Annotated in this window: 11 protein-coding genes and 3 pseudogenes; 4 read left to right on the top strand and 10 right to left on the bottom strand. The window is 55.0% G+C overall.

Annotated elements, in window-relative coordinates:
- Positions 1-40 precede the first annotated feature (40 nt).
- The 4 genes from H6G13_RS11665 to H6G13_RS11650 form a co-directional block, all read right to left on the bottom strand.
- Positions 41-1084 (bottom strand): iron ABC transporter permease, encoded by a 1044-nt coding sequence (locus H6G13_RS11665; RefSeq protein WP_190483392.1) that lies wholly within the window; start codon positions 1082-1084, stop codon positions 41-43.
- Positions 1085-1177: 93 nt separating this feature from the next.
- Positions 1178-2200, bottom strand: coding sequence for an iron ABC transporter permease (locus H6G13_RS11660; protein WP_190483391.1), 1023 nt, complete (start codon positions 2198-2200; stop codon positions 1178-1180).
- A gap of 57 nt (positions 2201-2257) precedes the next feature.
- Positions 2258-2662 carry a biopolymer transporter ExbD gene (locus H6G13_RS11655; RefSeq protein WP_190483390.1) on the bottom strand — a complete coding sequence of 135 codons (405 nt, stop codon included), beginning with the start codon at positions 2660-2662 and terminating at the stop codon, positions 2258-2260.
- A complete protein-coding gene (locus H6G13_RS11650; protein ID WP_190483389.1) occupies positions 2649-3299 on the bottom strand; it encodes a MotA/TolQ/ExbB proton channel family protein in 651 nt (216 codons plus the stop codon). The genes H6G13_RS11655 and H6G13_RS11650 overlap by 14 nt, the downstream gene beginning before the upstream one ends.
- A 300-nt stretch (positions 3300-3599) precedes the next feature.
- Here H6G13_RS11650 and H6G13_RS11645 point away from each other — a divergent pair, with 300 nt between their 5' ends.
- Positions 3600-5144 (top strand): TonB family protein, encoded by a 1545-nt coding sequence (locus H6G13_RS11645; RefSeq protein WP_190483388.1) that lies wholly within the window; start codon positions 3600-3602, stop codon positions 5142-5144.
- Positions 5145-5522: 378 nt separating this feature from the next.
- Positions 5523-7133 (top strand): NAD(P)/FAD-dependent oxidoreductase, encoded by a 1611-nt coding sequence (locus tag H6G13_RS11640; RefSeq protein WP_190483387.1) that lies wholly within the window; start codon positions 5523-5525, stop codon positions 7131-7133.
- Positions 7134-7174: 41 nt separating this feature from the next.
- Here H6G13_RS11640 and H6G13_RS11635 read toward each other — a convergent pair whose 3' ends face one another.
- Positions 7175-8566, bottom strand: coding sequence for an FAD-containing oxidoreductase (locus tag H6G13_RS11635; RefSeq protein ID WP_190483386.1), 1392 nt, complete (start codon positions 8564-8566; stop codon positions 7175-7177).
- A gap of 224 nt (positions 8567-8790) precedes the next feature.
- Here H6G13_RS11635 and H6G13_RS11630 point away from each other — a divergent pair, with 224 nt between their 5' ends.
- Complete coding sequence (locus tag H6G13_RS11630; RefSeq protein WP_190483385.1) at positions 8791-8982, top strand: hypothetical protein; 192 nt, start codon at positions 8791-8793, stop codon at positions 8980-8982.
- A gap of 122 nt (positions 8983-9104) precedes the next feature.
- Here the strand turns inward: H6G13_RS11630 and H6G13_RS29420 are convergent.
- The 3 genes and pseudogenes from H6G13_RS29420 to H6G13_RS29415 all read right to left on the bottom strand — a co-directional run.
- Positions 9105-9584 (bottom strand): annotated as a pseudogene (locus H6G13_RS29420) (GNAT family N-acetyltransferase).
- A 20-nt stretch (positions 9585-9604) separates the two neighbouring features.
- The gene (locus tag H6G13_RS11620) at positions 9605-10003 is read right to left on the bottom strand and encodes a hypothetical protein (protein WP_199305864.1); all 399 of its coding nucleotides are present in this window, start codon (positions 10001-10003) and stop codon (positions 9605-9607) included.
- A 35-nt stretch (positions 10004-10038) separates the two neighbouring features.
- Positions 10039-10109: pseudogene (locus H6G13_RS29415) on the bottom strand (hypothetical protein); the annotation flags it as partial.
- Positions 10110-10223: 114 nt separating this feature from the next.
- On the opposite strand from H6G13_RS29415, the gene H6G13_RS11615 reads away from it, so the two are divergent.
- On the top strand, positions 10224-11129 hold the full coding sequence (locus H6G13_RS11615; protein ID WP_190483384.1) for a LysR substrate-binding domain-containing protein: 906 nt from the start codon (positions 10224-10226) through the stop codon (positions 11127-11129).
- Between the two features lie 147 nt (positions 11130-11276).
- On the opposite strand, the gene H6G13_RS29410 is transcribed toward H6G13_RS11615, so the two are convergent.
- A complete protein-coding gene (locus H6G13_RS29410) occupies positions 11277-11453 on the bottom strand; it encodes a hypothetical protein (protein ID WP_347277469.1) in 177 nt (58 codons plus the stop codon).
- 205 nt (positions 11454-11658) lie between these two features.
- Positions 11659-12154, bottom strand: a pseudogene (locus H6G13_RS11605) (O-acetyl-ADP-ribose deacetylase).
- Positions 12155-12388: the final 234 nt, after the last annotated feature.

The following is a 12388-nucleotide window of genomic DNA, read 5'->3' as shown; positions in this document are numbered from 1 at the left end:
CGACAGCCCATCAATTGCGAAGCTTCTCAAAGGCCAGCCCTTAACTATCGCGATACAGCAGCCACAGGAAATAAGGCGCGCCGATCACGGCAGTAACTACGCCGCAAGGCAGCTCAATCGGCGCAAACAGCAGCCGTCCGGCCAGGTCTGCCAGCTCCACAATGCACGCTCCTACGAGAGCCGCTGTAGGAATCAGCCCCACGTGGGCAGGGCCAACGAGTTGCCGAGCCAAGTGCGGGGCCATGAGGCCGACAAAGCCGATGGTGCCTGCGGTGGCGACCGAGGCTCCGGCCAGCGCAACGGTGCAAAGCAGGAGCAGGGAGCGCTGCCACTCTACTCGACTGCCCAGGCCTTGGGCCAGGCTATCTCCCAGGTTGAGCGTGTCTAGGTCGCGCGCCAGCAGCAGGCAGAGGGGCAAAAAGACGCCTAGCCAGGGCAGTAAAGACCAAAGGTGCTCCCAACTGCGGCCATAGACGCTGCCGGTGAGCCACACCAGCGCCTGACTGACTGCGTTGATCTCGCCAAAGGTGACCATTAAATTAGTGAGCGCGGCGGTTATGGCCGTCAGGCCGATGCCGATGAGAATCAGACGCACCGGGGAGCTGCCTTGGTTCCAGGCCAGGAGGTAGATTGCGATCGCAGCCCCCAGCCCACCCAAAAATGCTGCTATGGGCAGCCAAACCGTCGAAACCCCCGGCAGTAGCACAATGATCGCTACCGCCACCAGACTCGCCCCCGAATTAATACCGATGATTTCCGGGGCCGCTAGGGGATTGCGGGTAATCCCTTGCAGAATGGCCCCCGCCACGGCCAACCCCATCCCCACTAGCAGCGCCACCAGCGCCCGAGGCAGTCGTAGCGTCTGCACCACAAAGGCATAGTCTGGGTTGGCAGGTATTCCCAGGAGGGTCTTGACCACCTCTAGCAGCGGCACAGGATACTCCCCCTGGCTGACGTTAAGCACCAGGGAGGCTAGGGCGACCAGCCCCAGAGTGGTTAGGACAGCGGGAACCCGGCGATCTACTCGGAAGGAAAGGGGGAGATGGTGTGGGCGGATAGAGAGCCAGGGTTTGGAGGGGGGCATGGGGGAGGGGGAAAGGGGGTTTAGGGTTTAGGGGGGATGGGCACTTTGCATTGCCTGTCCTCTGGGATCTGCTTTTACTGGTCAGCCAAATTCCTACTGCTTGATTCGGGATCGCGCCAGATATATAAAGAAGGGTGCTCCGACTAGGGCGGTCATGATGCCTACCGGCAGCTCTTGGGGAGGAATAACTAGGCGGGCTGCGAGGTCGGAGAGCGAGAGCAAAATGCCGCCTGTAATCATGGCGTAGGGCAATATCCAGCGATAATCTACACCCACGCTAAAGCGCACCACATGGGGCACGACTAGGCCGACAAAGCTGATTGGGCCTGCCAGGGCGACGGCGCTCCCGGCTAGGAGTACAACTACGATGGCGGCGGCTACTTTTACCCAAGTCGTCTGTAGCCCCAGGCCTTGGGCGACATCTTCACCGAGGGAGAGTAGGGTCAACTGGCGGCTTAAGGCCAGTGATCCCAGCAGCCCCGCGAGGATGTAAGGCAGTATCGGCAACATCCCGGCGATGTCTTGCCCAGCCAGGGAACCGGCTAGCCAAAAGCGAATCTCGTCTAGGGTGCGCTGGTTGAGAATGAGAAGGCCATACATCAGGGAATTTAGCAGGTAGGCCAGGGCAGACCCGGCAATTACCAGCTTCAGTGGAGTAAGTCCGGTGCGGCCCATTGAGCCTAGCCAGTAGACGGTGAGGGTTGCGATCGCAGCCCCACCAAAGGCAAACCAAACATTGCGATCGCTAACCCTGAGAAAGATCGTCAGCACCATCGCCAGAGCCGCCCCAGCATTAATGCCCAAAATATCAGGAGCCGCCAGAGCATTGCGGGTCAGCCCTTGGGTAATCGCTCCGGCAACCGCCAGAGCCGCCCCCACAACCACCGCCAAAATCGCTCTAGGCATTCGCACCGTGCGGATGATCAGGTGCTCAGTGGAGCCATTGAATTGAAAAATTGCCTGCCACACCGTTTGGGAGTCAATCTCAGCCGCTCCCAAGAGAACGCTGGCCATAAAGCAAACGCAGAGAACCCCAACACAAAACGCCAACCCAACAATCAGCAGCAGCGGCGATCGAGTAAACCTAAAGCGCGCTTGAGTAACAACCTGTCCCATTTCTACCTATTCACCCCCCACCCATCCACCCGCCTGCCCATCCACCCCACCAACTCCTCACTCCGGCTGCCTCGTCGCAATCCCCAACGTCGCCCCTTCAATGACACGCAGTTCATCCATCACAGCAATTACCTGCCCGTGGCTAACAGCCTCGTCAGCGTTGATGACGATGACCGATTCTTGTGTGCTGCTCATCAGGTCGCGGACGTCTGCCTGCAGCGTGTCGAGGGAAACAGCAGTTTGATTGAGCGAAATGTCGCCCGACTCATCCACCGTGACCGTGATCCGGGTGCGTTCTTGCATCTCAGCACTAGCGGCTTTGGGCAGGTTGACCGGCAGCGACTCGGAGCGCGTGAGAAACAGGCTAGAGATAATGAAAAACGTCAGAATTGCGAAGATGACGTCAATCATCGGCACGATGTTAAGTTCAAGTTCTTCTTCAGGTTCTTCAGGGAGAAACATAAACCTCGTCCTTGATTTGTTTCAGCCGTTCGTAGTGAGATTCGTAGAGGATCTCTAGCTGACCGCCATATTCCTGAATCAGGGCCACCTGACGCTTGTAGAGCCCCTTGAAGAGGTTGGCAAACAGTAGCGTAAAGATCGCGACCACCAGACCCGCTGCTGTAGACACTAGAGCTTCGCTAATGCCGCCAGTAACGGCAGCTGCATTGGCCCCGATATCGCCCAATCGCAGCACGCTAAAAGAGGCAATTAGCCCCAGCACGGTGCCCAGCAACCCCAACAATGGCGAGACGGTGACAATCGTGGCAAAGATAGTGTTAAAGCGGCGGAGATGCGGCAGTTCGGCCTGCATAGCGCTAGACAAGGCCATGTGAAACTGCTTGGGGCTGGCCCCGTCAATCTCCAGCGCCTCTAGAAAAATTCGGGCAATGGGCAGGTTCGCGTTTTGCTGAAGCCTCGGAAACACATCGACCGGGCTTCTGCGGTAAGTCTGCAGGATCTCCCGCATGACCTGCCGCTGACGCCGATTTAGCCGAACCCAGAACACTAGGCGCTCCACAATAAGTGCGATCGCAAGAATCGAAAAGGCCAACAGCGGCCACATGACAATGCCGCCTGCGGCAAAAATTGTTCCCATAATCTTCTAATTGAAAATTACTCTCAACTGATTGAGCCTGATTGTTTGTTCATTGTCAAGAGTCATTCAAGATTTATTCCCAACAAGCTTGTCGTAAAACCTTTTTGCGGCAGGCGAAGAAGAGGAAGTAAATCGGCTTTTTTCCTTGCATCTAGGGAATTTTAGGCAGCTGCTCCATGAGGATTTAGCCAGTCAAGCTTGAACAACCCGTAAAAATTATTCTGAATAAGGCTTGACTCAATGACAGGATTTCTCAACTATAGTGAGATGAATTAATTTGCTGTTTAGCAGACGGGCGGCATGAGTCTTTCACAGTTTTGTGCTCAGCAGCATGATCGGGAGCAGGCGCTCCTGCGTCGGGTGCTTCTTTGGGGAGTCGTGGGTTCGCTGGGGGTGCATGCGATCGCACTTGCCCTCAGTCAGCTCAACATTTGGCAGCGCCCGATAGAGGCTGAAATTGCTCCTATTGAGCTGATTGTGACCGAGCCGCCCCCAGCGGATCTGGCTGAAGAAACCGTCGAGGTTGAGCCACCCACGCCGATTGAACCGGCTGAGCTCAGTACTGAAACGGTTAATCCGGCTCCAGCCGCCGTCAGTTCAGCGCCTCCGGCAGCAGTCTTCTCGCCCGCACCCGCTGCTCCGCCTCCATCCGCTGACCTCCCAGAACCGGAGGAAGCTGCCCCCGCCGAACCCGTTGAGGCAGCAGACGAGGTGCCAGCGGATGAAGTGCCAGCGGATGAAGTGCCAGCAGACGACACCGAAACCCTGGCCGAATCAGACCTGGAGGAGCCTGAAGCACTGGCTGAGGCAGAGCCACCAGAAGAGGTGGCAGCGGTAGACGCCCCCTTAGAAACTTCAGATGCAGCTTCTCAGGCAGAGCGGCTGCGCAACTTCCTGCAGGGGCTGCGAGATGCACAGCAGACGGATACACAGCAAACAGATACAGCTGGGGCAGCGGTGAGCGAACCCGATTCTGCTCAGGAGTCCCCTGCAACAACGCAGCCTAGTGAGGTGGCGGCTGGCCCTGGTGCTGGCAGCTCTAATCGTCCTGCTGATTCTTCGGGTGGGGGCGGCAGCGGCCAGGATCGGGGTTCTCGCACAGTGGTTTGCGAAGACTGTGTTCGCCCGCAGTATCCGGCCAGCGCTTTGGCCGCTGGAGTGGAAGGGCAGCCTCAGGTACGGGTTGAGATCAACCCCGATGGCAGTGTGCGCAGTGTCACTCTGACTCGACCAAGCGGCAATGCGGCGATTGACCAGGCTGCGATCGCAGCCGCTCGCCGTTCTCGGTTCCAGCCTGTCGAGGGGGGAGCCAGTGTTCCGATGGAATACAACGTAACAATTGAGGGCTCTCGCCGCAACCGAGAATCGCAAGAACAGGAAGAGCGCCTCTCTATCGAAGTACCTCCGTCAGCTTCAGAATCAGCGTCGGAATCATCGGAATCAGCAGAGTCAGCCCCCACTACCCCAACCACACAAGCACCCAGGGGAACGACTGATCCTACCCCTCCTCAGCCTACTTCTGAGGAAGAGGCTACAACTCCAGACCCAACCCCAACCGCTGCCCCAGATCCGAAAACACCTGCCGCTGCAGACCCTACCGCGCCCGTAGAGGAGAGGCCAGCTCAACCAGTAGAGCCTGCTGCGCCTGAACCCGCTGTCCCTACTCCTGAGCCTGCCCCTGAGCCAGACCTAGCGCCTGCTAGACAGCCTGCGCCTAGCGTAGAGCAACCGGCTTCACCTCCGCCTCCAAGCCCACCTCCGGCTTCAAGTCCACCCTCTGCCCCTGAACCTGCTGCTCCCCCAGTCGCCCCGGCCGCTCCAGCTTCACCAGAAGAAAACTTATAACTATGGATGACTCAAGCTTTGACCCTCAAAGATGGGACCATTGGCTCCTCATCGCAGCCTTCCTAACGTTGTCCGGCTGGATCATTTGGCGCGTCTATTGGCGTGGCTAGGTTGGCGTGGATGGATGAGGATTGACATCATGCGCTTCCGGCACCCTCTCTGCAAAAGATTGTTAGGGTTCGTTCTCTGCTTACAGTGATTTTCGGAGCGGTAAGCTACAGGCTTGGGTAGATGGGTGAATGGGTGGATGGCGAATGCAGGCGAGAGTGGCTGTAGTTCGGCGTTTAGTGTAACGGAATCAAAAATTAAGAGGCAAAATTAAAGAGGGCCTTTTTTGCCAGCAGGCACTTTTTATTTCCAGGTTTTTAGTTTCCAAGTATGTTGCGACTCACCGAAATCAAGCTGCCGCTTGACCATCCCGAAGGGGCAATCGAGGCTGCCATCCTCAAAAAGCTGCAAATTGCGCCAGAGGCTTTAATCAACTACACCGTCTTCAAGCGCAGCCATGATGCTCGCAAGAAAGGGGAGATCACTCTCGTTTATATTCTCGATGTGGAGACGACGCAGGAAAAGTTGCTGCTGAAGCGCCTGAAAAAGGATCCACACGTGATGCCAACGCCAGACATGAGCTATCGTCTGGTGGCACAAGCTCCCAGTTCTCTAGTCAATCGTCCCATTGTTATTGGTACGGGCCCCTGTGGGATGTTTGCAGGGCTGCTGCTGGCGCAAATGGGGTTTCGCCCGCTGCTATTAGAGCGGGGGAAGGCAGTGCGCGATCGCACCGTAGACACCTTTGCCTTCTGGAAGAAGAAAGACGAGTTAAACCCAGAATCTAACGCGCAGTTTGGCGAAGGCGGTGCGGGCACCTTTTCAGATGGCAAGCTCTACAGTCAGGTAAGAGATTCCAACCATTACGGGCGCAAGGTACTGAACGAGCTCGTCAATTCTGGGGCTTCGCCAGAGATTTTATACGTCAACAAACCGCATATCGGCACCTTCAAGCTGGTCGGCATTGTCCAAAGTCTGCGCGCCAGAATTGAAGCCCTCGGCGGTGAAATTCGCTTTCAAAGTCGCGTTAAAGACATCCATATCGAACAGGGACAGGTGCAGGGCGTCACTTTGGACAGTGGCGAAACCATTGCTAGCCAGCATGTGGTGCTTGCGGTTGGCCATAGTGCCCGTGATACGTTTCAAATGCTCTTTGATCGCGGCGTTTATATCGAACCCAAGCCCTTTTCCATTGGCTTTCGGGTAGAGCACCCGCAGACGCTGATCGACCGCTGTCGGTTTGGCGAGCAGGCAGGTCACAAGCTGTTGGGCGCTGCCGACTATAAGCTGGTGCATCACTGCCAGAATGGTCGTTCTGTCTATAGCTTTTGTATGTGTCCGGGCGGTCTGGTGGTCGCAGCTGCGTCTGAGCCGGGGCGGGTCGTCACCAACGGCATGAGCCAGTATTCGCGCAATGAGCGCAATGCCAACAGTGCAATTGTGGTGGGCATTACCCCCGATGACTATCCGGGGCATCCTCTGGCCGGTATTGCCTTGCAGCGGCGCTTAGAAGAACGGGCCTTTGAGCTCGGTGGTGGCACCTACGACGCACCGGGGCAGCTGGTGGGAGACTTTCTGGCTGATCGCCCCTCCCACGACTTTGGCAGCGTGCAGCCATCCTATGCGCCGGGGGTGCATTTGGGTGACTTAAGTACGAGCTTGCCTGACTATGCGATCGAGGCCATTCGCGAGGCGTTGCCCGCGTTCGACAAGCAGATCAGCGGGTTTGCCATGCCGGATGCCGTGTTGACTGGAGTGGAAACGCGCACCTCGTCGCCTATTCGGATTAAGCGCAAGGAGGATTATCAAAGCCTCAATACAAACGGCCTCTATCCTGCTGGGGAAGGGGCTGGTTATGCAGGCGGCATCCTTTCGGCAGGCATCGATGGCATTAAGGTTGCGGAGGCCGTTGCTTTGAATATTGTGAACTCGGTATCGTGAGATCGGCTAGATAGCATTGCATATCTACCTATTTCATCTGCCTATTTCACAGGCGGCGGGAGCGGCTGCATTTGGCCCAACACGGTCGGGATCAGCTCCGAGACAGTTGGGTGGATCGGTACGGCCCATTGCAGTGCGGTGTAGGGCTGGTCGGCATTCATCATGTCGATCAGTCCGTGGATCACCTCATCGCCACTCAGGCCGAGAATTGCAGCACCGAGAATGCGCTTGGTTTCAGCGTCGGCCACGATCTTGATAAAGCCTTGTGTCTCACCTTTCTCAATGGCGCGACTTACCTGCGTCATCTGCCTAATCCCCATCAGCAGCGGCCGACCCGAGGCGCGCGCCTGCGCCTCAGTCATGCCGACGCGCCCGAGCGGGGGATCGATATAGAGGGCGTAGGCGGGGATGCGATCGCAAACCCGCCGCTCGGCGCTGTCGAGCAAGTTAGCAGAGACGATCTCAAAATCGTTATAGGCTGTGTGAGTGAACGCGCCTCGGCCGTTGCAGTCGCCCAATGCCCAAATGCCGGGTACGTTGGTGCGAAGCTGGTCATCCACTTTGATATAGCCCCGCGCGTCGGTTGCAACGCCAGCGCAATCGAGGCCCAGATCGTCGGTGTTAGGCCGACGTCCAACCGCCAGCAGGACATGGCTGCCGATCACCTGCGGTGTGCCCTTGATGCAATCAACATGGACGATCGCCCCCTCAGGATGGGATGCGAAAGCAATGCACTCAGCATTCGTGCGAATATGCACGCCCTCGGCTTCGAGGATCTCTTGGATCGCGGCAGAAACGTCCTCGTCCTCGCGGGCGACTAGGCGAGGGCCCTTCTCAACCACCGTTACCTCCGCACCAAAGCGGCGATAAATTTGGGCAAACTCCAGCCCAATATAGCTGCCTCCCACCACCACCAAATGGCGCGGGAGAACATCTAGCGCCAGGATAGAGGTGTTAGTGAGGTAATCGATCTCCTGCAGGCCAGGCATCTCAGGCACCTGGGCTCGACCACCAACATTGATAAAAATTCGTGGGGCCGTGAGGAGTTCGTCGCCAACCCGCAGCGTGTCTGCTCCTTCAAAACGGGCCTGACCATGAACCACAGTCAGACGATCCATACCACGGAGCCAAGTCTCAACGCCGTTCCGAGAAGCGGCCACAACTGCGTCGGCACGCGCCTTAACCCGCTTCATATCGACACCAACCTCACTGGAGATCACCACACCATAATCAGCGGCGCGACGAGCCAGATGAGCAGCATAAGCGCTGGCGACAAGCGTTTTGGTCGGCGTGCAGCCGGTGTTAACACAAGTGCCTCCAAACAAATGTCGCTCGATCAGTGCCACCTTCATCCCTGCCGTTGTCAGCCGTCCAGCAAGCGATGGCCCTGCCTGCCCGGCACCAATGATCAGCGCGTCAAATAGTTGGTTCATAGCAGCACAGCGTCCTAAGGCCCTTTAGTATGGCAGAGGATTGTAATGTGCTGACGTGCTCAGCCTTACTTTGTAAAACTTAAGGCTAAACATCTTAAAAAATTTCTCAAAATCCATCCTAAGAAGGAGCGCCCTTAGCCAGCAGGCAGAAGCTTCTGAAGGGGAACGGGTTGTTTGATATTAACTCTGCCCACTCTTTAAATACTGGCCTGGAGGCCATTCAAATGAATCTGTTGAAAGAAGCAATGAGCCTAGCTGAAGATACAGCTGGATACACTTTGTCTAGCTTTCAGAAGCTGGTTGAACTGCGAGATCGGGCTAAAGGGGATGAAGCAGCCCTCATCAGTAGGCTGGTAGAAACCTTTATCGCTCAAGCCCCCGCCAATATCGTGCAGCAGATAATGAAAATGATTTAGTCTTACCGAGAATGTACTCACTCTGCTGGGTACTGTAAGAGGGTCGAACCTAATGACTCTCAACTCTCTATCCCACTGCTGTCTCTTCAAGCGGTGGGATTTCTCATTGCAAACATCTGCACCTAGAGTTTCTTGACGTACCTGGCGATGGGAAACAGCCTAAAGCCGACCTTTTCATAGGTGCTACGTGCTGAGGCATGACCGGAATCGCCGCCGGTCTCAACCATAGCAATAGACATCCCAGCATCTTTCATCCAATCAAGAGCAAATTCTATGAGAGCAGTGCCAATGCCATGACCCTAAAGGTCTGGATCGACAGCAACCATGTGGATTTCACCCATACTGTCTTCTGAGTGTAGTTTCATGGCTACAAAGCCCACAGTAGAATCTGCATCGATAGCAACCCATACGTTTGTGTCTTCCGCAGTGCAGACATCCTCGACCGCCTTCTGCTGGCTCACACGCCAATTATCGGAATAGAATGCCCGATACAGATCAGCGTTCATCGCGTTCTGAATCGAATCAGAGACCGGAGCCCATGCCCGAAGCGAAAGACGAACAACAGCATCAAGGTGATTTGAGTCGTATGGTTGAATTTGCATCTTGCCTACCGGAGACAACCTTAAAATGCAACATCCGCAGCAATCTCCTGCCATTGAGTAGCCAAATCTTCGGCAGTAGAAACCTCAACAGCGGCAAGGTTTAACGGGTAATCCACATTGTCTCGCTCGATCCAGCGCGCGGCTGTAAATTGACCATTGCTTGCCCTTAATATAAATCCAGACTCTCGACATTCTGAAGAAGCAAGATATAACACTCCGGGGGCTACTTGCTCGGGTTGCAAATCCTCTGGCTCATCTTGGACATTCCACATCCGCGTTTTGGCTACTGGCGAAATCGTATTAACGAGAATTCCATGCTCTTGGGAACGCAACCCCACCAAATTCTCGAATCTTGCTTGCAGCATTAGCTGCCACGTCCGGATCGAATCCGATTCCATCCTTGTTAACGCCTGCGTCATGCACAACGACACGCGCTCCTCTTTCCGCCAGCAGACGGGCATAAGCTGCCCCCAAACCTCGCCCGCTTCCAGTAATAATCGCTACTTGATTGTCGAGTCGGATCATGTTTTCTCCAATACAAAAACGATAAGGCACGCCTTATTTCGTACAATAGGAGGCCGCCATCCGACTGTCCAATATATATTTGACTAGGATTAATAGGTTAAACATATAAATGTGATGGAACTACGGCACCTGCACTACTTCATCGCAGTGGCTGAGGAATTACACTTTAGTCGAGCAGCAGAGCGGTTACGCATTTCCCAACCCCCGCTCAGTCAGCAGATTCGTGGTTTGGAAGATGAACTAGGAGTCAAGCTGTTTGAACGAACGAAGCGGCAAGTGCATCTGACGGAAGCAGGCAAAGTGTTTTTGGAGCGCTCCTACCTGGTGTTAGCACAACTCGATCAGGCAATCGAAGTGACACAACAGATAGGGCGAGGTGAGGTTGGACGGTTGGCGATCGGCTTTGTCGGCTCTGCAACGTATACCGTACTGCCAAATATTTTAAGTGTCTTTCGAGAGCAGTTTCCTGCTGTAGAACTGCGATTGCATGAACTGACGACTGCTCAGCAAATTCAAGCCCTGCACCACAAACAGGTTGATGTTGGCATTGTTCGTTCTGCCATTATCGAGCCAGGTTTGAGTGTGAAATGCATTTTGCAAGAATCATTGGTATTGGCGTTGCCAGCAACCCACCTGCTCTCTGCCCAGACTAAAGTATCTCTCTCCGCACTGGCAGATGAATTATTCATCCTATTTCCTGCCAAGATGGGACCCATCTTTTACGAGCAGATTATTAACATTTGTCAGCAAGCTGGATTTAGTCCAAAAGTTGCTCAAGAGGCAGTTCAGATGCAAACTATCATCGGCTTAGTTGCAGCAGGACTGGGCATCGCTTTCGTTCCCGCCTCCTTGCAAAACTTCCACAGAAGCGGAGTCGTTTACAGACCCTTACAAGAGCAGACACCCCAAACCGGACTTTATCTTACTTGGCGGCAGCATGATTCCTCACCGGTAATAAGAGCATTTCTCAGCTTGGCACAGCAGACGACACAACACGAGCCAAATCTTAACGATACGTGAGTAATTAGGGACCAAACACCTCACCTAGTAGTGTCCCCAAGTACTATCTCAGTAGTAACCTGAAGCAGCCTAACGGCTCCCTCACTAGATGCAGACATTCTCTGTCTCTTGCCAATACTTTGACTTCGTTCTGGTGCAGCGGAATTGTTAGGCGTTCTGATCGTTGCCAGACTCGAGTTCCAACGTCATCAAGTGCTCGTCGTAGAATTGTCCATCCTTCGAAAAGGTTTCCTGTTCAGTACCGTAGATACGGAAGCCGAACGACTGATAAAGGCAGATTGCCCCTTCTTGTTGGGTCACAACAGTTAAATTGACCCTCCTAATACCTGGAGTGTTTGCTGCAGTGATGTGCTTCGAGTCCTTGAGGACTGGGCTCAGAAGGGGCGGCTGATCAAAAGGGGTGGAGAGTGAATCCAGGGGCGTCTACTCGTCGGGCTCGGTGGCCAACAGCTTGTTTAGGGCATCGTCGAGCTGTGGAAGTTTTGTGCCACACCACTAGAAAAGCGCAGATTGACTTGAACCAGGACAGCTAGATTGCAGCTTGGTAGCATTCGTATGCTTCAGCCCCAAAGCAGACAAACCTGACCTGCTCAAGGGCAGAGTTGCTCTCTAGGAAGGTCTTGGCTTGTGCGATCGCAATCTTTGCCGCCCGCTCCAGCGGAAAACCATAGATCCCCGTACTGATCGCTGGAAAGGCAACGCTGCTGAGAGAAGCCCAACTGCTAAAGCCAAACTATTGCGGTAGCACTGAGCCAGCAAATCATCTTCGTTGTGCTGCCCGTCCTGCCACAGAGGCCCCACTGTATGAATCACCCATCTAGCCGGGAGGTTGTAGCCTGCGTAATCTTGGCCTGCTCGGTTGAGCAACCCCCCAGAGTTCGGCACTCAGCCAACAACCCTGGGCCAGCAGCCCGGTGGATCGCCTCATCTGCCCCACCTCCCCCCAGCAACGATTCATTCGCTGCATTCACGATGGCATCCACTTTTTGACGGGTGCCTGGACAACTTGAACCCGCTCTTTCCAGTTTGAAGTCACTGTTCTCACCTCAGATCCGCAAGATTGCTGGCAAAGCGAAAGTATCAAATTAATAGGGATATTGATAGGGCTGGAGAAACTGTGTCGCCCGGTACACATGAAAGACTTCCGTCTCGGCCCCGCCTCGGGTAATGGGAATAGCGGCGATCTCTTCTATTGCTGCAAAGTTTTCCCGGTAGCTGTCGGTGATTTCAGGCTGCTCATGGAACCGCTCCAGGGTCAT

It is taken from the genome of Pseudanabaena sp. FACHB-2040, assembly GCF_014696715.1.
Classification (GTDB): Bacteria; Cyanobacteriota; Cyanobacteriia; order Phormidesmidales; family Phormidesmidaceae; genus JACVSF01.
Note: the sequence above shows the minus strand (reverse complement) of the source record. Positions and strands in the feature narration are given on the sequence as shown.